This window comes from Stenotrophomonas sp. YJH_SMC_8 (assembly GCF_059371315.1).
In genome coordinates, this window is record NZ_JCAFUL010000012.1 from 94,535 (window position 1) to 118,215 (window position 23,681).

20 protein-coding genes are annotated in these 23,681 nt (G+C 67.6%); 12 read left to right on the forward strand and 8 right to left on the reverse strand.

Annotation, left to right across the window (positions count from 1 at the left end):
• Positions 1-43: 43 nt before the first annotated feature.
• A complete protein-coding gene (gene prpC, locus AC5P88_RS15610; protein WP_014038133.1) occupies positions 44-1,201 on the reverse strand; it encodes a bifunctional 2-methylcitrate synthase/citrate synthase in 1,158 nt (385 codons plus the stop codon).
• A 36-nt stretch (positions 1,202-1,237) separates the two neighbouring features.
• A complete protein-coding gene (prpB, locus tag AC5P88_RS15615) occupies positions 1,238-2,131 on the reverse strand; it encodes a methylisocitrate lyase (RefSeq protein ID WP_495225453.1) in 894 nt (297 codons plus the stop codon).
• A 154-nt stretch (positions 2,132-2,285) separates the two neighbouring features.
• On the opposite strand from prpB, the gene prpR reads away from it, so the two are divergent.
• Positions 2,286-3,869: a propionate catabolism operon regulatory protein PrpR gene (gene prpR, locus AC5P88_RS15620; RefSeq protein ID WP_495225454.1), complete on the forward strand. Its 1,584-nt coding sequence runs from the start codon at positions 2,286-2,288 to the stop codon at positions 3,867-3,869.
• Positions 3,870-3,943: 74 nt separating this feature from the next.
• Here the strand turns inward: prpR and AC5P88_RS15625 are convergent, their stop codons facing one another.
• Together AC5P88_RS15625 and pdxH are read right to left on the reverse strand one after the other, a co-directional pair.
• Positions 3,944-4,405 carry a DoxX family protein gene (locus AC5P88_RS15625; RefSeq protein WP_495225455.1) on the reverse strand — a complete coding sequence of 154 codons (462 nt, stop codon included), beginning with the start codon at positions 4,403-4,405 and terminating at the stop codon, positions 3,944-3,946.
• Between the two features lie 187 nt (positions 4,406-4,592).
• On the reverse strand, positions 4,593-5,192 hold the full coding sequence (gene pdxH / locus AC5P88_RS15630) for a pyridoxamine 5'-phosphate oxidase (RefSeq protein WP_495225456.1): 600 nt from the start codon (positions 5,190-5,192) through the stop codon (positions 4,593-4,595).
• A gap of 40 nt (positions 5,193-5,232) precedes the next feature.
• On the opposite strand from pdxH, the gene AC5P88_RS15635 reads away from it, so the two are divergent.
• Complete coding sequence (locus tag AC5P88_RS15635; protein WP_106550305.1) at positions 5,233-6,060, forward strand: kinase; 828 nt, start codon at positions 5,233-5,235, stop codon at positions 6,058-6,060.
• Between the two features lie 6 nt (positions 6,061-6,066).
• Here the strand turns inward: AC5P88_RS15635 and AC5P88_RS15640 are convergent, their stop codons facing one another.
• Positions 6,067-6,270: a dodecin family protein gene (locus AC5P88_RS15640; RefSeq protein ID WP_106550304.1), complete on the reverse strand. Its 204-nt coding sequence runs from the start codon at positions 6,268-6,270 to the stop codon at positions 6,067-6,069.
• 97 nt (positions 6,271-6,367) lie between these two features.
• On the opposite strand from AC5P88_RS15640, the gene AC5P88_RS15645 reads away from it, so the two are divergent.
• The 5 genes from AC5P88_RS15645 to mdtD all read left to right on the forward strand — a co-directional run bounded on the left by AC5P88_RS15645 (position 6,368) and on the right by mdtD (position 10,989).
• On the forward strand, positions 6,368-6,910 hold the full coding sequence (locus tag AC5P88_RS15645) for a shikimate kinase (protein ID WP_106550303.1): 543 nt from the start codon (positions 6,368-6,370) through the stop codon (positions 6,908-6,910).
• Positions 6,907-8,019 (forward strand): 3-dehydroquinate synthase, encoded by a 1,113-nt coding sequence (gene aroB / locus AC5P88_RS15650; RefSeq protein ID WP_106550302.1) that lies wholly within the window; start codon positions 6,907-6,909, stop codon positions 8,017-8,019. The genes AC5P88_RS15645 and aroB overlap by 4 nt, the downstream gene beginning before the upstream one ends.
• A 119-nt stretch (positions 8,020-8,138) precedes the next feature.
• Positions 8,139-8,378: a WGR domain-containing protein gene (locus AC5P88_RS15655; protein ID WP_032127800.1), complete on the forward strand. Its 240-nt coding sequence runs from the start codon at positions 8,139-8,141 to the stop codon at positions 8,376-8,378.
• Between the two features lie 26 nt (positions 8,379-8,404).
• On the forward strand, positions 8,405-9,487 hold the full coding sequence (gene hemE / locus AC5P88_RS15660) for a uroporphyrinogen decarboxylase (RefSeq protein ID WP_012481016.1): 1,083 nt from the start codon (positions 8,405-8,407) through the stop codon (positions 9,485-9,487).
• Positions 9,488-9,579: 92 nt separating this feature from the next.
• Positions 9,580-10,989 carry a multidrug transporter subunit MdtD gene (mdtD, locus tag AC5P88_RS15665; RefSeq protein WP_010482759.1) on the forward strand — a complete coding sequence of 470 codons (1,410 nt, stop codon included), beginning with the start codon at positions 9,580-9,582 and terminating at the stop codon, positions 10,987-10,989.
• Positions 10,990-11,527: 538 nt separating this feature from the next.
• Here mdtD and AC5P88_RS15670 read toward each other — a convergent pair.
• The gene (locus AC5P88_RS15670) at positions 11,528-15,055 is read right to left on the reverse strand and encodes a hybrid sensor histidine kinase/response regulator (protein ID WP_106551027.1); all 3,528 of its coding nucleotides are present in this window, start codon (positions 15,053-15,055) and stop codon (positions 11,528-11,530) included.
• Positions 15,056-15,150: 95 nt separating this feature from the next.
• On the reverse strand, positions 15,151-18,696 hold the full coding sequence (locus AC5P88_RS15675; protein ID WP_495225457.1) for a hybrid sensor histidine kinase/response regulator: 3,546 nt from the start codon (positions 18,694-18,696) through the stop codon (positions 15,151-15,153).
• 164 nt (positions 18,697-18,860) lie between these two features.
• Here AC5P88_RS15675 and AC5P88_RS15680 point away from each other — a divergent pair, with 164 nt between their 5' ends.
• Genes AC5P88_RS15680 through AC5P88_RS15690 form a run of 3 tightly spaced genes read left to right on the forward strand, consistent with a single transcriptional unit; the run spans position 18,861 to position 20,652 of the window.
• Positions 18,861-19,493 carry a YceI family protein gene (locus AC5P88_RS15680; RefSeq protein WP_106551025.1) on the forward strand — a complete coding sequence of 211 codons (633 nt, stop codon included), beginning with the start codon at positions 18,861-18,863 and terminating at the stop codon, positions 19,491-19,493.
• A 10-nt stretch (positions 19,494-19,503) separates the two neighbouring features.
• Entirely contained in the window at positions 19,504-20,076 is a 573-nt protein-coding gene (locus AC5P88_RS15685; protein WP_005410672.1) for a cytochrome b, read from the forward strand.
• Between the two features lie 3 nt (positions 20,077-20,079).
• Positions 20,080-20,652: a YceI family protein gene (locus tag AC5P88_RS15690; protein WP_006384701.1), complete on the forward strand. Its 573-nt coding sequence runs from the start codon at positions 20,080-20,082 to the stop codon at positions 20,650-20,652.
• Positions 20,653-20,731: 79 nt separating this feature from the next.
• On the opposite strand, the gene AC5P88_RS15695 is transcribed toward AC5P88_RS15690, so the two are convergent.
• Complete coding sequence (locus tag AC5P88_RS15695; RefSeq protein WP_106551023.1) at positions 20,732-20,959, reverse strand: glutaredoxin family protein; 228 nt, start codon at positions 20,957-20,959, stop codon at positions 20,732-20,734.
• Positions 20,960-21,059: 100 nt separating this feature from the next.
• Between AC5P88_RS15695 and AC5P88_RS15700 the strand changes: the two genes are divergently transcribed.
• A complete protein-coding gene (locus AC5P88_RS15700) occupies positions 21,060-22,442 on the forward strand; it encodes an L-serine ammonia-lyase (RefSeq protein ID WP_495225458.1) in 1,383 nt (460 codons plus the stop codon).
• A gap of 203 nt (positions 22,443-22,645) precedes the next feature.
• On the forward strand, positions 22,646-23,641 hold the full coding sequence (locus AC5P88_RS15705; protein WP_495225459.1) for an alpha/beta fold hydrolase: 996 nt from the start codon (positions 22,646-22,648) through the stop codon (positions 23,639-23,641).
• Positions 23,642-23,681: the final 40 nt, after the last annotated feature.

Here is a 23,681-nt window from a genome sequence, read left to right on the forward strand (position 1 = left end):
ATCCGGCCGGCGCAGGGCCGGCCGGATGGGTATTGCAGGTGGATCAGACGCGCTTGTCGATGGCGACGAAGTCGCGGTCTTCCGGACCGATGTAGTTGGCGCTCGGACGGATGATCTTGCCGTCGATGCGCTGCTCGACGATGTGCGCGCTCCAGCCGGCGGTGCGGGCGATCACGAACAGCGGGGTGAACATCGCGGTCGGCACGCCCATCATGTGGTAGCTGACGGCGCTGAACCAGTCCAGGTTCGGGAACATCTTCTTGATGTCCCACATCACCGACTCCAGGCGCTCGGCGATGTCGTACATCTTCATGCTGGACTGCTCCTCGGACAGCTCGCGGGCCACGTCCTTGATCACCTTGTTGCGCGGATCGGAGACGGTGTAGACCGGGTGGCCGAAACCGATCACCACTTCCTTGCGCTCGACGCGGGCCTTGATGTCTTCCTCGGCCTCATCGGGGTTGTCGTAGCGCTTCTGCACTTCGAACGCCACTTCGTTGGCGCCGCCATGCTTCGGGCCACGCAGCGCGCCGATGCCACCGCAGATCGCGCTGTACATGTCGCTGCCGGTACCGGCGATGACGCGGCAGGTGAAGGTCGAGGCGTTGAACTCGTGTTCGGCGTACAGGATCAGCGAGGTGTGCATCGCCTTCACCCACGACTCCTGCGGCTTCTCGCCATGCAGCAGGTGCAGGAAGTGGCCGCCGATCGAGTCATCGTCGGTTTCCACGTCGATGGCGCGGCCGTTGTGGCTCCAGTGGTACCAGTACAGCAGCATGGAACCGAGGCAGGCCATCAGCTTGTCGGCGATGTCGCGCGCACCCGGATGGTTGTGGTCGTCCTTCTCCGGCGCCACGCAACCGAGCACGGACACGCCGGTGCGCATCACGTCCATCGGGTGTGCCGACGGCGGCAGTTCTTCCAGCGCGGCCTTCACCGCGGCCGGAATGCCACGCAGCGACTTCAGCTTGGCCTTGTACGAGACCAGCTCGGCGCGGGTCGGCAGCTTGCCGTGCACCAGCAGGTAGGCGATTTCCTCGAATTCGCTGGTGTTGGCCAGGTCCAGGATGTCGTAGCCACGGTAGTGCAGGTCGTTGCCACTGCGGCCCACGCTGCACAGCGCGGTGTTGCCGGCAGCGGTGCCGGACAGGGCGACGGACTTCTTCGGCTTGAAGGTCGGGGTTGCGGTCGTATCGTTCATGTTTCCCTCCGAAAACTTGATGGTGCAGGGTACTGCTTATTTCTTGGCGGCGAACAGTGCGTCGAGCTGCTGCTCGAAGGCGTGGTAGCCGATGCGGTCGTAGAGTTCTTCGCGGGTCTGCATGGTTTCCACTACGTTGCGCTGGTGGCCATCGCGGCGCACCGCCTGGTAGACGTTCTCGGCCGCCTTGTTGGCCGCTCGGAACGCCGACAGCGGGAACAGCTGGATGGCCACACCGGCCGAGGCCAGTTCGTCGCGGCTGAACAGCGGGGTCGCACCGAATTCAGTGATGTTGGCCAGCACTGGCACCTTCACCGCATCGACGAAGCGGCGGTAGGTGTCCAGGTCGTAGGCGGCCTCGGCGAAGATGCCGTCGGCACCGGCCTCGACGCAGGCGATGGCGCGTTCGATGGCCTGGTCCACGCCGTCCACCTGGATGGCGTCGGTGCGGGCGATCAGGAAGAAGTCCGGGTCGGTCTTGGCATCGGCGGCGGCCTTCACGCGGTCGACCATTTCACCCTGCGAGACGATCTCCTTGCCCGGGCGGTGACCGCAGCGCTTGGCGCCGACCTGGTCTTCGATGTGGCAGGCGGCCGCGCCGGCCTTGATCAGCGACTTCACGGTGCGCGCGATGTTGAACGCGCTCGGGCCGAAGCCGGTGTCGATGTCGACCATCAGCGGCAGGTCGCAGACATCGGTGATGCGGCGCACGTCCACCAGCACGTCTTCCAGGGTGTTGATGCCCAGGTCCGGCAGGCCCAGCGAGCCGGCGGCCACACCGCCACCGGACAGGTAGATGGCGCGGAAACCGGCGCGCTTGGCCAGCAGGGCGTGGTTGGCGTTGATCGCGCCGATCACCTGCAGCGGCGATTCGGCAGCCAGCGCCTCACGGAAGCGGGCACCGGCAGAGAAAGGAGTGGAAGCGGTCATGCGGCAATCCAGGTTGGAGAACGTGTGTGTAGGCGCAAACACCATGCCAACCTGCAAGCGCTTGATTTCACGGGGATGACTGACCCGCATCAGTGAAACATATGAAACACTGAAACAGATGTATCATGAAACACCCCTCTCGGTCCGAGCCACCATGTACCTGCCCCGCTCGCCCCTGCGCCACACCGATGCCGACCCCGGCCGCCCGGTGATCTGGACGGTCAGTGTCTCGCGACTGACCGGCCTGCTGGGCGACGTCATTCCCGAGTTCGACCGCCGCGCTCGCATCGAGCAGATCAATCTCGGCTTCGAGGAAGCCGTCGAGGTGATCGGCCAGCGCCTGCGCCGTGAGCATTGCGACGTGGTGATCGCCGGTGGCTCCAATGCCGCCTGGCTGCGCAGCCGGCTGGAGCTGCCGCTGGTGCCGATCCAGGCCAACGGCTTCGATCTGATGGAGGCGCTGGCGCGTGCACGCCGCATCGCCAGCCGCATCGGCCTGGTCACCCATGCCAGCGACGTGCCGGTGTTCAGCAACTTCCAGCAGAGTTTCGGCCTGGACATCGAACACCGCCGATTCGTCACCCGCGAAGACGCGCGCGATTGCATTGCAGACCTGCGCGCCAATGGCATCGAGGTGATCGTCGGCACCGGCATGGCCATCGACCACGCCGAACAGGCCGGCCTGCCCGGGGTGCTGTTGTACTCAGCCGACTCGGTGCGCCAGGCCTTCGAACATGCGCTGGAGCTGACCCAGACCCTTGCCCGCTCCGCTGGCAACCGCGCCGCGCCGCGCCGGCGCCCTGCGGCACGCACAGACGCGCATGAACTGCTCGGCGACAGCGAGGCCATGGCGCAGGTGCGCGCACAGATCGCGCTGTACGCCCCGCATGACAGCACCGTACTGGTCACCGGCGAGACCGGCACTGGCAAGGAACTGGTCGCGCGCCAGCTGCACGCGGCCAGCGGCCGCCGTGGCCGCTTCGTGGCACTGAACTGCGGCGCGATCAGTGAATCGCTGCTGGAAGCCGAGCTGTTCGGCTACAGCGATGGCGCTTTCACCGGCGCGCGTCGTGGCGGCCGCGTCGGCCTGGTTGAAGCCGCAGACGGTGGCACCTTGTTCCTGGATGAAATCGGCGAGCTGCCGCTGCCGTTGCAGACCCGCCTGCTGCGGGTACTGGAAGAACGCGAAGTGCTGCGCGTGGGCGCCACCGAACCGACCCCGGTCGACCTGCGCGTGGTCGCCGCTACCCTGCAATCGCTGGAGCAGCGCGCAGCGACCGGCAGCTTCCGGCGCGACCTGTATTACCGGCTGGCGGCACTGCGCATCGCCCTGCCCTCGTTGCGCGCGCGACGCGGTGACGTTCCGCTGTTGGCACAGCATTTCTTCCGCCAGCTGCGTGGCGTCGATGCGCCGCTGGATGAAGAAGCACTGGCCGTGCTGACCGCCGCCGAATGGCCGGGCAACGTGCGCGAGCTGCGCAATCTGGTGGATCGCCTGCGCATCCACTGGCAGCCCAGTGAAGGCCCGATCGATGCTGCGCGACTGCTGCAGCTGGCGCCCGAGCTGGCAAGCGAAGGTGCGACGGCACTGCCGCTGGAAAGCAACGGCAAGCGCCCGCCGCGTGCGCAGCTGGAAGCATTGCTGCAGGAACACCGCAATGACCGCGAGGGCATGGCCCAGGCGCTGGGCGTATCACGCACCACCCTGTGGCGCTGGCTGCGCGCGGAAGGGCTGTAGAGCCGAGCCCATGCTCGGCTGCTTCTACGGGGACAGCAGCCGAGCATGGGCTCGGCTCTACAGGATGCGTGCCGTCAGCGCGCCCAGCGCACCTCTATCGCGAACCGGCCACTGCCCACCGCCGCCACCCACAGCAACAGCACACCCAACGGCACTTCGCTCAGATAGAAGAACCAGCTGAGCCAATCCGGCACGCTCAGTCCAGCGGGAATGCGCGCGATACCATCGGTCAGCGCCGCCACCGCGCAGATCGCCGCCAACAGCAGGGCCGAAGGGCGGCTCAACAGCCCCAGCACCAGCAGGCCACCCGCAATCCATTCAATCGCACCGAGCACCGGCGCACTGAACACCGGGAACGGGATGCCGGCATCGACCAGCGTATGCACCATGCGCTCGCGCCCGGCATCGGTGAACACCTTGTTCCAGCCGGACACGCAGAACATCACACCGGCGACGATGCGGGCGAGCAGCAACAACAACGCTTCCACGCCGCGGCGTGGTGGCGGCACGGCAAAGAGGCAACGCCAGGAGGGCATGGCAACTCCGCAGATCGAGGGCATCGCAGCGAGTGTGCCCGTCGCCGACCTGCTCGCGCATGAAGCGGACCAGTCCGTTCGCGACAAACGCAGGTTTCTGTAGAGCCGAGCCCATGCTCGGCTGATGTTCTCGCAGGAGCAGCCGAGCGTGGGCTCGGCTCTACGGCAGCCCCAGCCCCACCCCGACTTACGGGTACAGCAGGCGCTTGCTCCAGCGCCCTTCGGCACCGGCCTCATAGCACCAGCGCTCGTGCAGGCGGAACTGCGCGCCGTACCAGAATTCGATGCGGTCGGGCACCACGCGCAGGCCACTCCAGCCTTCCGGGCGCGGTACGTCCTTGCCCTCGAAGCGGGCCTCGATCCCGGCCACGCGCGCGTCGAACTCCTCGCGCGTTGCCAGCGTCTTCGACTGCTGCGAGGCCCACGCGCCGATCTGGCTCATGCGCGGACGGCTGGCGAAATAAGCATCGGCCTCGGCATCGGCAACCTGCTCGACACGGCCTTCGATGCGCACCTGGATGCCGGCTTCGCGCAGGCTGCGCCACAGGAACAGCAGCGCCGCCTGCGGATTGGCCTGCAGTTCCTGGCCCTTGTGACTGTCCAGATGGGTGTAGAAGACGAAGCCACGCTCATCGAACGCCTTCAGCAGCACCGTGCGCGCCGAGGGACGGCCGTGCGTATCGGCGGTGGCCACGGTCATCGCGTTCGGCTCGACCTCGCGGCTCTGCTTGGCCTCTTCGAACAGGCCGGCAAACTTGGACAGGGCTTCGGCGTACAGGTCGCTCATGATTGCGTTCTTCTCACACGGATTGGGCTATTGTGGCTGCATGGCCGCTGCTGCGTATATGCCCCAGGTGAAAGGATTCCCCGAAACATTGGCCGAACAGGCGCTGGACGATGCGCTGGGCAGCGGCGCAGCGGTTCCAGTATTGGCGATCAGCGGCCTGCAGGGGAGCGGCAAATCGACGCTGGCCGCGCAGGTGGTGGCGCGTGCACAGGCGCGCGGCCTGAACGCGGCGACGCTGTCCATCGATGACGTCTACCTGACCCGCGCACAGCGCCAGCGGCTGGCCCGACAGGTGCATCCACTGCTGATCACCCGCGGTCCGCCCGGCACTCATGACCTGCCGCTGGCCCACGGAGTACTGGACGCCGTGGCCGCACGCCAGCCCTTCGCGATGCCGCGCTTCGACAAGCTGGCCGACGAACGCCTGCCCGAAGCGCAGTGGCCACGTATCGAGCAGCCCCTCGACCTGCTGGTATTCGAGGGCTGGTTCCTGGGCACGCCCGCACAGAACGATGACGCGCTGGACAGCCCGCTGAACGCGCTGGAACGCGAAGCCGATGCCGATGGCCGCTGGCGGCGCTGGTGCAACCAGGCCCTGGCCCGCGACTATCCGGCGCTGTGGCAGCGCTGTGATCGCCTGTGGTTCCTGCAGCCACCGGACTTTTCGGTGGTACCGCGCTGGCGCTGGCAGCAGGAGCAGAACCTTCAGGCCGCGCAACCAGGCCGGCACGGCATGAGCCGGCCGCAGCTTGAGCGCTTCGTGCAGTACTACGAGCGGGTCAGCCGGCAGGCGCTGCGTGCCCTGCCCTCGCTCGCCGACCACGTGGTGGTGCTGGACGGCCAGCGCCAGGTGCAGGACGTGCGCTGAGCGCGCCTACTCCACCAGGAAGGTCACCCGCAGGTTGACCCGCCATTCGGTGATCTCGCCGCTGCCATTGGTCACCACCTTGGTCTCGTTCACCCAGGCGCCCTGGATGCCCTTGACCGTCTCGGAGACCTTCTTCAACCCATTGCGCACAGCATCCTCCACGCTCTTCGGCGAGGAGGCGGTGATTTCGATGACCTTGGCGACCGTCATGACCTGTACTCTGGCTGATGCGGGAGGCCCGCAGGAGTGCCCAGCCTGACGTGAAGAACGTAAAGGTCGGGACACGGAGGTGTTAGCATCACGGGGCATGAATCCTGCTCCGAACCTGATCCTAATCGGCCCGATGGGCGCCGGCAAAACCTGCATCGGCCGCCGCCTGGCCGAGCGCTTCACGCTGGACTTCGTCGATGTCGACCAGGTCATCGTCGATGCCGCCGGCGCAGGCATTCCGACCATCTTCGAGCACTCCGGCGAAGCCGGCTTCCGCAGCCATGAACGCGAGGCCCTGGCCCGCGTACTGGAGGGCCGCGGCCAGCTGGTCTCTACCGGCGGTGGCGCCGTACTCGATCCGGACAACCGTGCGCTGATCGCACGACGCGGCTTCGTGGTCTACCTGCGGGTCAGCGTGGCCGCGCAGCTGGAACGCCTGGCCCGCGACAAGGGCCGGCCGTTGCTGCAGCGCCCGGACCGCGAGCAGGTGCTGCATGATCTGGCCGCGCACCGCGACCCGCTGTACCGCGAACTGGCCGACCTCACCCTTGATACCGACCCGTACACCGCTGCCGACGCAACCGCCCACCTGGTGGTGAAGCTGGCCACGCAATGGCAGCGCCAGGACCTGACTGCATGACTTCCCCCGCCCTGCTGCAGGTCGCCGTTGGCGGCGACCGCCCCTACACCATCACCATCGGCGCCGGTGCCCAGGCTGACGGCGCCGCGCTGGCCTCGCATGTGCGCGGCCGCCATGTGCTGCTGCTCAGCGACAGCGAAGTGGCCCCGCGCTATCTGGATGCCGTGAAACAGACCCTGCTGGCCGCACGCCCCGACCTGATCGTCGGCGAGCACGTGCTGGCCGCCGGTGAGGCGTCCAAAACCCTGGCCGAATTCGGCCGCGCGATCGAAGCGCTGGCCGCGCTCGGCGCCACCCGCGACGCCTGCGTGTTCGCCCTCGGCGGCGGCGTGGTTGGTGATCTGGCGGGCTTCGCCGCGGCGTGCTGGATGCGCGGCGTGGACTGCGTGCAGCTGCCGACCACCCTGTTGGCAATGGTCGATTCGTCGGTGGGCGGCAAGACGGCGGTCGACATTCCTGCCGGCAAGAACCTGGTCGGTGCGTTCCATCCGCCGCGTGCAGTCATTGCCGATACCCGCGTGCTGGGCACCCTGCCGCCGCGCGAGCTGCGTGCCGGCCTGGCCGAAGTGGTGAAGTACGGCGCACTGGGTGATGCCGTGTTCTTCGAATGGCTGCAGCAGCATGCCGATGCGCTGGCCGCCGGCGAAGACAACGTGCTTTCCGAAGCCATCGCACGCAGCTGCCGGCACAAGGCCGCGATCGTCGAACGCGATCCGTTCGAGAAGGGCGAGCGTGCCCTGCTCAACCTGGGCCACACCTTCGGCCATGCCATCGAAACCGAACAGGGCTACTCGGCCCCGGGCCGCGATGCGCTGAACCATGGCGAGGCGGTGGCGGTGGGCATGGTACTGGCTGCTAAGCTGTCCACCGACCTGGGCCTGGCCGACGATGCCGACCGCGCGCGCCTGCAGTCGCTTCTGGAACGCCTTGGCCTGCCGGTGGCGATCCCGGCCGGGCTGGACCCGCAGGCCCTGCTCGGCCGCATGCGGCTGGACAAGAAGAACGTGGCCGGCCGCCTGCGCCTGGTGCTGTGGCGGGGCATGGGCCGCGCCGAAGTGGTGCCGGACGTGGATGAGGCAGCGGTGCTGAAGGTGCTGGGCGCGGGCTGACCCTTCCGTGTTCGCCGGGCATGGCCCGGCGCTACCGGATTGTGTCGCGGCATGAAGCGCAGCCGAGCGTGGGCTCGGCGCTACAGGTCCATGCCGCCCCGGGGCGATACAATCGGCCCATGCACGTCTACCTGCAACATCCCGACGCCGGTGCGCAGGCACCGCGCTTCCTGCGCCTGAGCCTGCAGCCGGACCTGTTCGGCGGCTGGGAGCTGCTGCGCGAGAGCGGCCGCGTCGGCAGCCGGTCGCAGCTGCGGCGCGAGCTGTTCCTGCAGGCCGACGAAGCCCGCCATGCCTTCGAGAAAGCCCGCGATGCCGAACTGCATCGCGGCTTCCAGATCCTTTCGCACGGCGACTGACGCCGCTGCCAACTTTCGTCCAAGGAATGCCCATCGTGACCAGCCCTCTCCGCAACGATCGCCTGCTGCGCGCCCTGCGCCGCGAACCGGTGGACTGCACCCCCGTCTGGCTGATGCGCCAGGCCGGCCGCTACCTGCCGGAGTACCGCGCAACCCGGGCCAAGGCCGGCAGCTTCCTGGCCATGGCCAAGAACCCGGAGATCGCCTGCGAAGTCACGCTGCAGCCGCTGCGCCGCTTCCCGTTGGACGCCGCCATCCTGTTCTCGGACATCCTCACCATTCCCGACGCGATGGGCCTGGAGCTCTACTTCGTCGAAGGCGAAGGTCCGAAGTTCCGCCATCCGGTGCGTGACGAGGCGGCCATCGCCCGGCTGGCGGTACCGGACATGGAACAGGACCTGGGCTATGTGATGGACGCAGTGCGCCTGATCCGTCGCGAGCTGGACGGCCAGGTACCGTTGATCGGTTTCTCCGGCAGCCCCTGGACGCTGGCCTGCTACATGGTGGAAGGCGGCGGCAGCAAGGATTTCGCCCGTATCAAGGCGATGGCGCTGAACCACCCGCAGGCCCTGCACCGCCTGCTGGAGGTCACCACCGACGCGGTGATCGCCTATCTGGGCGCGCAACGCGCGGCCGGCGCGCAGGCACTGCAGGTGTTCGATACCTGGGGCGGCGTGCTGTCGCCGGCCATGTACCGCGAGTTCTCGCTGCGCTACCTGCAGCGCATCGCCGAAGGCCTGGAGCGTGGCGAAGGCAGCGAGCGCACGCCGCTGATCCTGTTCGGCAAGGGTACCGGCCTTCACCTGGAAGCACTGTCGCAGACCGGTGCCGACGCACTCGGCCTGGACTGGACGCTGGACCTGGACGAGGCCATGCGCCGCACCGGTGGCCGCGTCGCCCTGCAGGGCAACCTCGACCCGACCACGCTGTACGCCTCGCCGGATGCGATCGCTGCCGCTGCTGCGCGCGTGCTCGACACCTATGCCGCAGGCAATGGTGGTTCGCGCGAGGGCCATGTATTCAACCTCGGCCACGGCATGTCGCCGGACATGGACCCGGCCCACGTGCAGGTGCTGGTCGACGCGGTGCACGCGCACAGCCAGCGCTGAGCATTCGGCATACGGTTGCGGCGCGATGTTGATCGCGCCGTGACCCGCAGTGCGCGATCATGGCAGCCCCCACGCTGCACCGGCCGCACCCCATGTCCACATCGCCATCGACCTACAACCGCCAGCGCCCCCTGCTGTGGCTGGTGTCCTTGGCGATCTTCATGCAGATGCTGGACTCGACCATCGTCAACACGGCGTTGCCGGCGATGGCGGCCAGCCTGGGCGAAAGCCCGCTGCAGATGCAGTCGGTGGTGTTCAGCTACGCGCTGGCAGTGGCCACCTTCATTCCTGCCTCCGGCTGGATCGCCGACCGCTACGGCACCCGCCGCACCTTCCTGGTGGCGATCATCCTGTTCACCCTCGGCTCGCTGGCCTGCGCACTGGCCCAGCACCTGCACCAGCTGGTCGGCGCACGCGTGCTGCAGGGCATTGGCGGCGCGATGCTGCTGCCGGTCGGGCGGCTGGCGGTGATGCGGTCGGTCCCGCGCGAGGATTTCCTGCGCGCGATGAGCTTCATCGCCATCCCGGCCCTGGTCGGCCCGCTGATCGGTCCCACGCTGGGCGGCTGGCTGGTCGAGATCGCCTCGTGGCACTGGGTGTTCCTGATCAACCTGCCGATCGGCGTGATCGGATTCATCGCCGCGATGAAGATCATGCCCGACCACTACGCCAGCCATCGCACCCGTTTCGACCTGCGCGGCTACATCATGCTGGCCTTCGCGATGGTGGTGCTGTCACTGGCGCTGGACGGCATCTCCGGGCTGGGCACGCCACACGCGTTGGTGATGCTGATGACCGTTGCAGGCCTGGCGGCACTGGTGGGCTACTGGCTGCATGCGGCCAATTCGACGGCGCCGTTGTTCTCGCTGGCGCTGTTCCGCGTGCCCAGCTACCGCATCGGCATTCTCGGCAATCTGTTCTCGCGCATCGGCAGCAGCGCCATGCCGATGCTGATCCCGTTGCTGCTGCAGGTCGGCCTGGGCCTGGGCCCGATGAACGCCGGCCTGATGATGGTGCCGGTGGCCGCCGCTGGCATGGTCTCCAAGAAACTGGCAGTGAAGCTGGTGGAGCGCTACGGCTACCGTCGCGTGCTGATGGTCAACACCGTGCTGGTAGGCCTGGCCATGGCCAGCTTCATCCTGATGACACCCGGCCAGCACCTGGCCTGGCGCCTGCTGCAGCTGGCGTTCTTCGGTGCGGTCAATTCACTGCAGTTCACTGTGATGAACACCGTGACCCTGCGTGATCTGGACCGCGAATTCGCCAGTTCCGGCAACAGCCTGCTGTCGATGGTGATGATGCTCGCGGCCGGCTTCGGTGCTGCTGCGGCCGGCAGCCTGCTGGCCGCGTTCGGCAACCACCTGGACAGCAATAGCGCGACCGCGGCGCTGCATGCGACGTTCCTGTGCGTGGGCGCGATCACGCTGACCTCGACGATGATCTTCTGGCAGCTGCCCGATACCAAGCCGGAGCCACGGCAAGTCGAGCACGTCGCGGAGTGAGGGTGGTTCGGCAGGGCTGCGCCCTGCACCCGCCGAAGCCGAAGCCGAAGCAACAGCAACAGCAACAGCAACAGCAACAGCGAGCATTCCGTGGGTTGGCGGGGCGGTGTGGGCTTGCAGGACACGCCGTAAACCCATCCATGGGGGCTCGATGGCGCCATCCATGGCGCCAACGGTCCTGCAAGCCCACACCGCCCCACCCCCGACAGATTCCGGCAGCTGTTGGTAGGTGTCGACCTTGGTCGACACATCTGTCAGATATCGAATTCCAGATTGGGGTCAGAGCCCGTTGCGCAGCAACGGGATCCGACCCCGTGCTCCGACAGATCGCGGAAAACTGTCGAAGGCGGGGTGGGTCCGGTTGCGGGAGTGTCCGCGGCATGGATGCCGCGGCCAAGCCCCCATGGATGGGTTTACGGCGTCTCCCGCAACCGGATCCACCCCGCCTCCCACAGGAAGCCAGCTTTTGCTTCGGCTGTTGCTGTTGCTGTTGCTCCGGCTTGCAGCAGGTGCAGGGCCGCAGGCCCTGCCGAACCCCCTACCGCCCCATGACCCTGGCAATCGCTTCCACCAGCAGCTCACCGGTCACCGGCTTGCGCAGGAAGCCGCCGATGCCGGCCGCTTCCACCTGCTGCTGCAGGTCCGGATCGGTCCGCGCCGTCACCGCCAGCAGCGGCAGCATGTAGCCCTGGTTGCGCAGGTGCTGGGCCAGCTCGAAGCCGCTCAGGCCCGGCAGGTCCAGATCCAGCAGACCGACATCGAAATCACCGGCACTGATCTCGCGCAGTGCCGCCAGCGCATGGCCCGCGTGTACCACTTCATGGCCGCGTGCACTCAACAGCCCGCGCACCACATCAGCCACGGTTGCATCATCCTCGACCAGCAGCACGCGCAGCGGCGGCATGTTGGCCGCATCCTCGCGGTGCGCTTCGCCCTCGGCCTCTGCGCTGGCATCGACCACCAGCGGCAACGGCAGGGTCACGCCAAAACACGTGCCGCGGCCAAGCTGGCTCTCCACCTGGATACGCCCCTGCATCGCCTGCGCCAGTTCGCGGCAGATGGCCAGGCCCAGGCCACTGCCACCGTACTGCGCAGCGGTGCGGGCACCGTCGGCCTGCTCGAAACGGCGGAACAGGCGCTGCTGCTGTTCCTGGCTGATGCCCGGCCCGGTGTCGCGCACTTCGAAATGCAGTGCGCGCAGCTCGCCATCGCTGCGCGCATGCAGGGTGATGGTGCCGCGGCTGGTGAACTTGACCGCGTTGGAGAGCAGGTTGAGCAGGATCTGCCTTACCCGCATCGCATCGCCGGTCGCCTGCAGGCCCGGCGGCAGCTGGTTGTCGAGAGTGAAACGCAGGCCCTTCTGTGCTGCCAGCGGTCCCATCAACGCGGCCAGGTCCTGCAACAGGCAGCTCAGCGCGAACGGCTTGGACTGCAGTTCCAGCCGTCCGGACTCGATCCGTGCCAGGTCCAATGCATCGTTGACCAGGTGAAGCAGGTGTTCGCCGGCGTGCCGGATCGACTGCGTGTAGCCGCGCTGCTGCGGGTCCAGCGGTGAAGCCAGCAGCAGTTCGCTCATGCCGAGCACGCCGGTCATCGGCGTGCGGATTTCGTGGCCGAGATTGGCCAGGAAGCGGGTCTTGGCCGCCGAGGCCTGCTCGGCCAGTTCCTGTTTGTGCAGTGCCAGCTGATAGGCATGGCGCCGCTGCAGGCGGCGGCGATACAGCCAGGCAAACCAACTGGTCAGCAGAAGCGCGATCGAGGCCAGCACCAGCAGCCCGGACAGGCTGCGCCACCACGGTGGCTGTACGCGGAATTCCAGACTCTGCACCCGCGACCAGACATGGTCTGCCGAGCGCGCCTGTACTTCCAGGCGGTAGCTGCCCGGCGGCAGGCGCGAGAACAGGCGCTCACCGGCCGGTCCCACTTCCACCCAATCGGGGTCGTAGCCGGCGAGGCGGTAGCGGTAGCTGTTGGAAGCCGAATCGGCGAACGACAACAGTCGCGCGACGATGCGCAGGTCACGGTCACCATCGGCAATCTGCAACGGCGTGTCGTGGGTCAGGTCGAGTACCTGCTCGTTGCGGCGGACTTCAACGCGTTCGATCACCAACGGCGCGCGCCGCACCGACGGCCGCACCTGTTCGGGGTCGAACACCACCACGCCGGCCGGGGTACCGGCGACCAGATGGCCATCGCCGGACATCGTCAACGTGTGCTCGCGGAACTCCTGGCTGGGCAGGCCGTCGTGCACGCCATACAGGCGCACGCTCTGCCCGTCGGCGCCAACCCGCACCAGGCCGCGCGCACTGGTGGCCCAAGCCACGCCCTGTGCGTCGACCACCAGCCCGGAAGCGGAAATCGCCGGGTAACCCTGCTCCGCGCCGACCACCGCCTGCCGTTCAAGCCGCCCTTGACTCCAGCGGTAGCGCGACAGGCGGCCATCCTCCGACAACCAGACCTGGCCATCGCGGCCCACGTGCAGCGCATGGATCGCCGTCGCCGGCGCACCCGGCACCGGCTGGAAGCGCTCGCTCTCCGGCAGCCACTGCAGCAGGCCACGGCTGCTGGCCAGCCAGATGTGGTCCTGTGGTCCGCATTCCACGTCGAGGTTGAGCTGGCCCTGCTGCAGGCCGCGCTGGCCGTTGTCCAGCTGGCGGCGCAGGCGACCGTCGAGGTCACGCTGCTGCAGGCCTGCAGGCAACATCAACCACAGACTGTCGCCGTCGCAGGTCATCATCGACTCGATGACCCCTTCCATGGTTGCGTCGGCCCCGGCATCACGGCCCCAGCGACGCAGGTCACGCCGCTTCGGGTCATAGCGCAGCAACGCATCGGTCGAGCCGATCCAGACCTGGCCACGGCGATCCTCGCGAACCGAGGACAGCCAGTACATGCCGTTGACCCAGGTGCGGTGCTGCTCGATCTTTCCGGTCTTGGGATCGAACCGGTCCAGCGCGCCGTGGCTGCCGACCGTCCAGATGCCGCCATTGCTGGAAGGGCTGGTGCCCAGCACGAAGGCATTGCGCAGCGAGCCGGCGTCATCCTCCAATCGCGACAACACCGAGAACTGCCACCAGCGCGGCAGCAGGTGCCACAGGCCGGCATTGGTACTGGCCAACCAGATGCCGCCTTCGCGGTCCTCGTAGGCGCCAGTCCAGTTCGGCCGCACCGGCCCGCGCGCAACGGCGCTGTACAGCGGAACGGTCTGGTACTGCCCATCCACGGCCCGGCCCAGCCCGGTACGGGTATCCAGCCAATGCCCGCCCTGTTCATCGCGCAGCATCATGCCGAGCACCTGCTCGCCCGGCGGTAGTTTCCATGGCGGCGATTCAAAACGCCCGTCGGGGCGACGCACCGTGGCGCCGGCCATCGTACTGATCCACAGGCTGCCATCGGGTTCGCTGGTCAACCCATTGATCAGCAGGCTGGGAATGACATCCGTGCCGACCCGCTCGAAGTCGGTGCCGGTCCAGCGCGCCACGCCATGCTTGGTGCCGACCCACAGGCTGCCATCGGCCAGCGTCGCCAGATACGGCACCGAGGCAGCGGGCAGGCTGCGTGGATTGTTGGCCTCGGGCAGGAAACGCTGCAGGCGGTCCTGGCTGTCCAACCGGTACAGCCCACCTTCGTGGGTCCCGAACCAGATCGCACCGTCGGGGGTGGTCGCCAGGCTCCAGACCGTGTTGGTCCCCATCAACGGCTGGCTGCTGCGGTCGTAGAAATGCAGCTGGCGGCGGTCGGCCGACATCCGTACCAGGCCCGCGTTCTCGGTCCCGATCCAGAGCTGGTTGCGCGCATCGACCAGGACCGTCCAGATACGGTTGTCGCGCAGGCCATCCTCCGAACGCCAGATCCGGTAGTTGCGCCCGTCGTAACGGGCCAGGCCGTCGTTGGTGGCGATCCACAGGTAGCCGTAGCGGTCTTCGGCCATGCGGTTGACGGTATTGGACGGCAGGCCGTCGAACACCGTCACCTGGCGCGGGCTCGGTGGCACCGGCTGCGCGGCAGCGGGTGACAGGCCGCACAGGAGGATCAGCAGCAGCATCGCCGCCCGCAGATACACCACCGATTGCCTCCTCACGCTGCCCTGATGATTCCCGCGCCGCGGGCGTCGGCATGGTAAACCGAAAGTCGCGCCGTTCACGCCCGGCGCCGACGTTTTCAAGTTGTGGTCTGTCGTTTGGCGCGAGCCTGGATGATCGCTGCCACCAGCATGTCGCCGGTGACCGGCTTGCGCAGGAAACCATCGAAACCGGCAGCGAGCACCTGCGATTCGGCATAGGCATCGGAGCGGGCGGTCACCGCCACCAGTGGCAGCTCGTAGCCCAGGGTGCGCAGCTGGCGAGCGATCGCAGTGCCGTCCAGTGCCGGCAGGTCGAGATCGAGCAGGCCAACATCGAAGCCGTCGGTAGCGATCTCCGACAAAGCCCCCAGGCCGTGCAGCACATGCACCACGTCATGGCCGCGGCTGCGCAGCAGGCCGGCGATGACCTCGGCCACGGTGGCATCGTCCTCCACCAGCAGGATGCGCAGTGGCGGCAGCACCGGCTGCGCAGGCGCTTCGCCCGCGGCGGCGGCGGCCTGCCGGGTCCAGGGCAGCGGCAACCGCACCCGGAAGCGCGCGCCCTTGCCTGGCTGGCTGTCCACTTCGATGCGCCCGCCCATCGCCACGGCCAGCTCCTGGCAGATCGCCAGGCCCAGCCCGCTGCCGCCATAGCGCGAGGCCGTGCGCGGACCCTCCGCCTGCTCGAATCGGTGGAACAGCCGCTCCTGCTGCTCGGCATTGATGCCCGGGCCACTGTCGTGCACTTCGAAACAGAGACCGCCGCCGTTCTCTTCCAGGTGCACGGCCAGGCCGACATGGCCGCGCTCGGTGAACTTGATGGCGTTGCCCAGCAGGTTGAGCAGGATCTGCCGCACGCGCATCTCGTCGCCACTGACGCTGATCGGGCCGGGCGGATCGTCGCCACGCTGGAAATCCAGCTTGCGCTGTTTCGCCATGGGCTGCATCAGCGCCTGCACCTGGTCGAGCAGGCCGGCCAGGTCGAACGGGTGCAGATCCAGCTCCAGCCGGCCCGCTTCGATGCGCGCGAGGTCCAACGCATCGTTGACCAATCGCAGCAGATGGCTACCGGCCTGCTGGATGGAGCCGGCATAGCTGCGCTGCACCGGGTCCAGCGGTGTGGCCAGCAGCAGCTCGCTCATGCCCAGCACGCCGGTCATCGGCGTGCGCACTTCATGCCCCAGCGTGGCCAGGAACCGGCTCTTGGCCTGCGAGGCCTGTTCGGCCAGCTCCTGCTTGTGCACGGTCAGCTGCCATTGCTGGCGACGGCGCAGGCGCGCACGGATCGACCAGACCAGGATGAGCAGCAGCAGCGAACCGATCAGGATGTAGCCGAAGATCGCCATGCCGCTGCGCCACCACGGTGGCAGCACCTTCACCTGCAGCTGCTGCGAAGGCGTCCATGCACCATTGGCGGTGGCCGCCTGCACTTCGACAACGTAACTGCCGGTGGGCAGTCGCGACAGCGTGCGCTGGCCGTCGCCGCCCTGCTCCACCCAGTTCTGGTCATACCCGCGTACCCGGAAGCGGTAGCGGTTGCCCTGTGGATTGGCATACGACAGCAGCCGCGCATCGATCTGCAGATCGCGATCATCCGGTCCCAGCAGCAGGGTGCCGGTGTTCGGCAGCGGCTGCCAGCCGCGTGCATCGTCGCGGCGCACGCGCACCTCGGCAATCACCAGCGACGACCCGGGCAGCGCCACGTCGTCGGCATTCACGTCGAAAGCGACCAGGCCGGTCTGGGCCACGGCCAGCACGCGGCCATCGGCATTCACCGCCGGCGGCCGGCTGGTGAACTCGGCATCGGACAGGCCATCGCGTTCATTGAACAACTGCAGGCGTCGTGTTTTCGGGTCCCAGCGCAGCAGGCCGCGCGGCGTGGTCGCCCACACCCGGCCATTGTCGGCCAATGCCAGGCCCCCCATGCTGACCGGCGGCACACCGGCGCTTCCATCAATGCGCTGGATCAGGCGCAGGCTCATGCCATCCCACTGGTAGCGCTCCAGCGCGCCCTGGCGGGCCAGCCACAGCTGCTGCGGATCCACCCACACCAGGTCGTAGATCAGCCCGCGCGAGACCCCCGGCACCGCTTCGAAGCGCCCAGCCTGCTCACGCCAGATGCCCATGTCGCCCATCACCCATGCCTTGCCATGGGCATCGAAGCGGATCTGCTCGATGGGTGAATCAGCCGCCTTGCGGAAATCGTCGAGTGGATAGCTGCGCAGCACCCGGCCATCCGCGCTGCGCTGCTGCAGGCCCAGGTTCATCACCGAAAGCCAGACCGTGCCATCGGGCGCCTGCCGCATCAGGTCGATGCGCTGGCGCAGGTCGGCACCTCCATCGATATGCCAATCGTGCAGCGCGCGGGTGGCCGGGTCATACACGCTGATGCGGCCGGCACGCCCCAGCCACAGGCGCCCGTCCGGCCGCGGGAGTACCGACCACACCGCACCGCTGCCGATCTCGCGGTCGCTGGCCAGCAGGCGCAGCGTGCCGTGCGCATCCAGCTGATACACGCCGTGCGCCGAACCCACGTAGTAGTTCTGGCCGTCACTGGCCGCGCCCAGCAGGTACTGGCTGTCCAGCGGCTTGCCATCGAGCTGGTTCCAGATCGAGAAGCGGCGCCAGTCCGGCGGCAGATAGGCCAGCCCCTGGGTCAGCAGGGCCACCCACAGTCCGCCCTCATGGTCCTGCAGCAGATCGAGCACACCGCTCTGTGCAGTGAGGAAACCACTGCCGCGGTCGCCATCGAGCCGCCACAGCGCACTTGCGTCGCCTCGCAGCAGGCCGTCGGACGTGCCCGCCCAGTAGCCGCCCTGGCGATCGGCCAGCACCAGCGCCGAGCGCAGGCGGGCGCTGTCGCTCCAGCGCGGACGACTGACCCGGTCCTGCGCGTCGATGCGGTACAGGCCATCGTTCTGGCTGCCGACCCAGATCGAGCCATCCGGATCGCGGCTCATCCGCAGCACGCTCAATGCGCCCAGCTCGTGCGGCGCCACAGGCTCGAAGTCACGGCCGTTCCAGCGTGCGACGCCGGCCTCGGTCCCGATCCACAGGCGCCCCCGCGCATCCACCAGGCTGCTGTAGATGGTGTTGCTGGGCAGGCCGTCGGCACGGGCCGGGTCGTGCTTGAAGAAACGCAGGCTGCCGTCCTCCCCGAACCGGCAGATACCCTGGCTGCTGGTGCCGATCCACAACGCATCCCCGGCGTAGGCCAGCGTCCAGAACTGGCCCAGGCACGGACCATTGACTGCATCGAAGGTCTTGAACCGTTCGCGGTCGGCATCCAGGCGGGCCACGCCCTTGCCATTGATGCCCACCCACACGCGGTCCAGCGGATCGACCAGCAGGGTCTCGATCTCGTTGCCGGGCAACGAGCCGGGCTGTTCCGGATCATGTTCCCAGACCCGCAGCGAGCTGCCGTCGTAACGCACCAGGCCGCCATCGGTTGCGGCCCAGACATGGCCCTGGCGGTCTTCGGCCAGCGCCAGCACCATGCGCGAAGGCATGCCTTCGGCGGCACCGAAGCGCCGCAGGCGTGGTGTTTCTGCCATGTCCAGGGCTGCAGCCGCCGTGGCAGACGCCAACAGCAGCAGCCCCGTTGCCGCGATGCCCAGGCACCACAGGCGCCAGCTGCTCGTCATCCTGAACCCCCTGTCCTGTCCCGATTGTCACACAGGGCCGGGGTCATGGCTGCAACAGCCTGTTGCCGGGGCAGGACCACCACGAACTGTTGCAGCCATGCACGCATCGTTGGCAGGGGCCTGTGCGTATGATCACAGCGTCCCCCTTCCGGAGCCCGCCATCGATGCGTCCCTGCCTGGCCCTGCTGCCGATGCTGCTCGCCACCGCCCCCGCCTGGGCGGATGCAGACACCTACCGCCTCGATCCGGTGCACACGCGGGTGCTGTTCAGCATCGACCACGCCGGCTATTCGCAGGCCATGGGTACGGTGTCCGGCAGCGAGGGCCGCCTGCAGTTCGATCCCGACAACTGGCGCGAGGCCACGCTGGACGTCGAGGTCCCCGTGTCGCGATTGGACCTTGGTGATGCCAAATGGAACCAGGCCACGCTGGCCCGCAGCCTTCTGGATGGCGAGCGTTTCCCGAAGGCACACTTCGTCTCCACCCGGGTCGAACCGATCGATGCCAAGCGCGCCCACGTGATCGGCACGCTGACCCTGCGCGGGGTCAGCCAGGAAATCACGCTGGATGTGACCCTCAACGCCATCAAGCGCTACCCGCTCCCCCCGTTCCGACGCACCGCCGGCTTCTCCGCCAGCACCACACTGAGCCGGCGTGCGTTCGGCATCACCGCCTGGCCGGGCGTCATCGGTGATGCAGTACAGCTGAGGATCGAGGCTGAAGCCACCCTCGACCGCAGCGACGCCCCGGGAACTCCCGCTCCCGTTCCGCACTCCGACCCCAAGACGGCCCCCTAGAGGACCCTTCATGACCGCCAAGAACACCCCCGCCGCCTGGGGGAGTGTCAGCCAGATCCTGCATTGGTTGATCGCACTGCTGATCCTCGCCCTCGGCGTGGTCGGCCTGACCATGGGTGAACTGCCCAAGACCCCCAAGTATTTCTGGGTCTACACCGCGCACAAGTCGATCGGCATCACCGTGCTGGCGCTGGTGCTGTTCCGCCTCGGCTGGCGCCTGTACGCCGGCGCGCCCAAGCCGGTGCCGGGCGTGCCCAGCTGGCAGGAACGCATTGCCAGCGCCACCCACGTGCTGCTGTATGTGCTGATGTTCGCCATCCCGCTGTCGGGCTGGCTGTACGACTCGGCCAGCGGCCTGCGCCCGTTCCGCTGGTTCGGCCTGGTCGACGTGCCCAAGCTGAGCGGCCCCGACCCGCAGGTGGTCGCGGTATCGCATGCCATCCACGAATACGGCTTCTGGCTGTTGATCGCGGTGGTGCTGGCCCATGCCGGCGCTGCCTTCTACCACCACCTGTTCCAGCGCGATGCGACCTTGTCCCGCATGTTGCCGCGCGGCTGGCTTGCCTCCCCTCAGAAGGACTGACCGATGAACCTGAAACTGACCACTCCGGCCGCCGTGGCCGCCGCCCTGGCCGGCATGCTGGCCACCGCCCCGGTGCTCGCCGCCGACTACGCACAGGCCCCCGGCGCAGGCTCGATCCTGGTGTTCGCCACCAAGTACGACGGCGAAGTGTTCACCGGCAGCTTCCCGGGCTTTGCCACCAAGCTCAGCTTCGACCCGGCCAATCCGGCCGCCGGTTCGCTGGACGTGGTGATCCCGCTGGCCGGCGCCAAGAGCGGCAACAGCGACCGTGACTCGACCCTGCAGACCGCCGACTTCTTCAATGTCGGCAAGTTCGCCACCGCACGCTACACCGCCAAGGGTTTCCGCGCGGTGGGCAATGACCAGTTCGCCGCCGATGGCACCCTGGAACTGCGCGGCGTCAGCAAGCCGGTCACCCTCACCTTCACCTGGAAGCCGGGCACCCAGCCGGTGCTGACCGGCAAGGCCACGGTCAAGCGCCTGGACTTCGGCGTCGGCGGCGGCGACTGGGCCGACACCAAGACCATCCCGGACGAAACCGCGATCAGCACGATCGTGAAGTTCGACGCGAAATAAGACGGGTGTGCCGCCGGGCATGGCCCGGCGCTACCGTAGAACGGTGACACAGGGTAGCGCCGGGCCATGCCCGGCGGATTCAACCCGTGGCCAGCCAGGCCTGCACACGTGCCGCGTCGAACGGCCAGTCCAGCTCACGACCGCCAGTCTCGTCACGCAGCACCGGCACCCGTGCGCCGTAGCGCGCTTCCAGCGCCGGCTGGTCGTCCAGGAACACCGATTCGAACTCGGGTGCCCGCGCCTTGGCCAGCTCGGCCAGGGCCATGTCACACAGATGGCAGTCGTCGCGCTGGAACAGGGTCAACACCGGTTTTGCTCCCTCTGCCGAAATGCTGCGCCGCAGCCATGGAAGTGCGGCATGAACCGCTAGAATAGCGGTCTCCTCCGGTACCCGCAGTACGGCAACCATGGCTGTCAGCACGTTCGACGTTTTCAAGATCGGCATTGGCCCGAGCTCCTCGCACACCGTCGGGCCGATGAAGGCCGCCGAGCGATTCATCCATCGCTGGCTGCTCGACCCGGGTCGCCTGCACGAAGTCGCGCGCATCCGCGCCGATGTCTATGGCTCGCTGGCGCTGACCGGGCGCGGCCATGGCACCGACAAGGCGATCCTGCTGGGCCTGGAAGGCCAGCGCCCGAACCTGATCGACCCGGACATCATTCCGGCCACGCTGGAGCGCATCCGCAGCAACAAGCGCATCCAGCTGATGGGCCAGCACGAGATCGCCTTCGACGAGAAGCGCGACCTGGGCATGAACAAGCGCCAGAAGCTGCCGTACCACACCAACGGCATGCGTTTCACCGCGTACAACGCCGAGGATGAAGTGATCGCCACCCGCGATTACTACTCTGTCGGTGGCGGCTTCGTGGTCAACCAGGACGACGCGGCCGATGACCGCATCGTACCCGACGAAACCCCGCTGCCCTACCCGTTCAAGAGCGGCGACGAGCTGCTGGCGCAGACCGCGCGCAGCGGCCTGAGCATCGCCCAGCTGATGTTCGAGAACGAGAAGTGCTGGCGCAGCGAAGACGAGATCCGCGCCAACCTGCGCGAGATCTGGAGCGCGATGCAGTCGTGCGTGGCGCGCGGCATCCGCGAGGAAGGCGTGCTGCCGGGCGGCCTGAAGGTGGGCCGTCGTGCGCCGGCGCTGTACCGCGAACTGTCGTCGAAGCCGGAAGCAGCGATGCGCGATCCGCTGACCACGCTGGACTGGGTGAACCTGTACGCACTGGCGGTGAACGAAGAGAACGCCGCCGGTGGCCGTGTGGTCACGGCGCCGACCAACGGCGCAGCCGGCGTGCTGCCGGCGGTGCTGCACTACTTCGATCGCTTCTGCCCGGGTGCGAACGAGCAGCGCGTGTTCGACTTCCTGCTGACCTCCGCGGCGATCGGCATCCTGTACAAGGAGAACGCCTCGATTTCCGGCGCTGAAGTGGGCTGCCAGGGCGAAGTGGGCGTGGCCTGTTCGATGGCGGCCGGCGGCCTGGTCGCTGCCCTGGGCGGCAACCCCAGCCAGATCGAGAATGCCGCGGAGATCGGCATGGAACACAACCTCGGCCTGACCTGCGACCCGATCGGTGGCCTGGTGCAGATTCCGTGCATCGAACGCAATGCGATGGGCGCGGTGAAGGCGATCAACGCCTCGCGCATGGCGATGCGTGGCGACGGCAAGCACAAGGTGTCGCTGGACAAGGTGATCAAGACCATGCGCGATACCGGCCGTGACATGCAGGACAAGTACAAGGAAACCAGCCGTGGTGGGCTGGCGGTGAACGTCATCGAGTGCTGAGGGTGGCCGGCCCCGACGCGATGGCGCCGGGCCGCAGGTAGCGTCGACTGTTGGTCGACTATCGCGCGCAGCGCGGGGTTTTCGCGGTCGGAACGAAGAGCAGTCGACTAACAGTCGACTCTACCCGGTTGGCTCTACCCGGTCGGACGACACCGTCACTGCGTTCCGGTTAGGCTCGGGGCTCCCGTACCCAGGACCGCCCCATGCGCGTGATCGCTGCCGCCCTGCTTGCCTGCCTTCCGCTGTCCGCCCTCGCCGCGCCCACCTATGGGCCACGCCTGGAGGGCTTCGACTACGGCTATCCGGTGAAGACCTTCGCATTGGAGTCGCAGCGGCAGTCGCTGGAAATGGCCTACTTGGACATCGCGCCGAAGAAGGCACCGGTCGGTGTCGTGGTGCTTCTGCATGGCAAGAATTTCTGTGCGGCCACCTGGAAGGAATCGATCAAGCCACTGATCGCCGCCGGCTACCGGGTGATCGCCCCGGACCAGGTGGGCTTCTGCAAGTCCAGCAAGCCCGAGCGCTACCAGTACTCGTTCGCGCAGCTGGCCGCCAACACCCATGCGTTGCTGCAGCAACTGCAGCTGGGGGATGTTCCGGTACACCTGGTCGGCCACTCCATGGGCGGCATGTTGGCGGTGCGCTACGCGCTGATGTACCCGCAGGACCTGCGCAGCCTGTCGCTGGTCAACCCGATCGGACTGGAAGACTGGAAGGCGCTGGGCGTGCCCTGGCGCAGCGTGGATGCGTGGTACGCCGGCGAAATGAACATCAGCTATGACAGCATCCGCCGCTACCAGCTGGAGGTGTACTACGACGGCAGATGGAAGCCGGCCTACGAGCCGTGGGCACGCATGCAGTCGGGCATGTACGAAGGCCCGGGCAAGCAGGCCGTTGCCTGGAGCCAGGCGCTGGCCTCGGACATGGTGTTCAACCAGCCGGTGGTCTACGAACTGAAGAACGTGCAGGTGCCGACCACGTTGTTCATCGGCCAGAAGGACCGCACCGCGATCGGCCGCGACCTGGCGCCGCCGCAGGTGAAGGCGACGCTGGGTAACTACCCGCTGCTGGGCAAGGCTGCGGCCGCAGCGATTCCCGGCGCAACGCTGGTCGAGTTCGCCGAACTGGGGCATTCGCCGCAGGTGCAGGATCCGAAGCAGTTCAACAGCGCGTTGTTGAAGGCGCTGAAGGCGCGCTGAGGTTTTCCGTCCGCCGGGCATGGCCCGGCGCTACCAGGAT

Coding starts and splice junctions, on each gene's coding strand:
- prpC (WP_014038133.1), bottom strand. CDS start 1,201: ATGAACGATACGACCGCAACCCCGACCTTCAAGCCGAAGAAGTCCGTC.
- prpB (WP_495225453.1), bottom strand. CDS start 2,131: ATGACCGCTTCCACTCCTTTCTCTGCCGGTGCCCGCTTCCGTGAGGCG.
- prpR (WP_495225454.1), top strand. CDS start 2,286: ATGTACCTGCCCCGCTCGCCCCTGCGCCACACCGATGCCGACCCCGGC.
- AC5P88_RS15625 (WP_495225455.1), bottom strand. CDS start 4,405: ATGCCCTCCTGGCGTTGCCTCTTTGCCGTGCCGCCACCACGCCGCGGC.
- pdxH (WP_495225456.1), bottom strand. CDS start 5,192: ATGAGCGACCTGTACGCCGAAGCCCTGTCCAAGTTTGCCGGCCTGTTC.
- AC5P88_RS15635 (WP_106550305.1), top strand. CDS start 5,233: ATGGCCGCTGCTGCGTATATGCCCCAGGTGAAAGGATTCCCCGAAACA.
- AC5P88_RS15640 (WP_106550304.1), bottom strand. CDS start 6,270: ATGACGGTCGCCAAGGTCATCGAAATCACCGCCTCCTCGCCGAAGAGC.
- AC5P88_RS15645 (WP_106550303.1), top strand. CDS start 6,368: ATGAATCCTGCTCCGAACCTGATCCTAATCGGCCCGATGGGCGCCGGC.
- aroB (WP_106550302.1), top strand. CDS start 6,907: ATGACTTCCCCCGCCCTGCTGCAGGTCGCCGTTGGCGGCGACCGCCCC.
- AC5P88_RS15655 (WP_032127800.1), top strand. CDS start 8,139: ATGCACGTCTACCTGCAACATCCCGACGCCGGTGCGCAGGCACCGCGC.
- hemE (WP_012481016.1), top strand. CDS start 8,405: ATGCCCATCGTGACCAGCCCTCTCCGCAACGATCGCCTGCTGCGCGCC.
- mdtD (WP_010482759.1), top strand. CDS start 9,580: ATGTCCACATCGCCATCGACCTACAACCGCCAGCGCCCCCTGCTGTGG.
- AC5P88_RS15675 (WP_495225457.1), bottom strand. CDS start 18,696: ATGACGAGCAGCTGGCGCCTGTGGTGCCTGGGCATCGCGGCAACGGGG.
- AC5P88_RS15680 (WP_106551025.1), top strand. CDS start 18,861: ATGCGTCCCTGCCTGGCCCTGCTGCCGATGCTGCTCGCCACCGCCCCC.
- AC5P88_RS15685 (WP_005410672.1), top strand. CDS start 19,504: ATGACCGCCAAGAACACCCCCGCCGCCTGGGGGAGTGTCAGCCAGATC.
- AC5P88_RS15690 (WP_006384701.1), top strand. CDS start 20,080: ATGAACCTGAAACTGACCACTCCGGCCGCCGTGGCCGCCGCCCTGGCC.
- AC5P88_RS15700 (WP_495225458.1), top strand. CDS start 21,060: ATGGCTGTCAGCACGTTCGACGTTTTCAAGATCGGCATTGGCCCGAGC.
- AC5P88_RS15705 (WP_495225459.1), top strand. CDS start 22,646: ATGCGCGTGATCGCTGCCGCCCTGCTTGCCTGCCTTCCGCTGTCCGCC.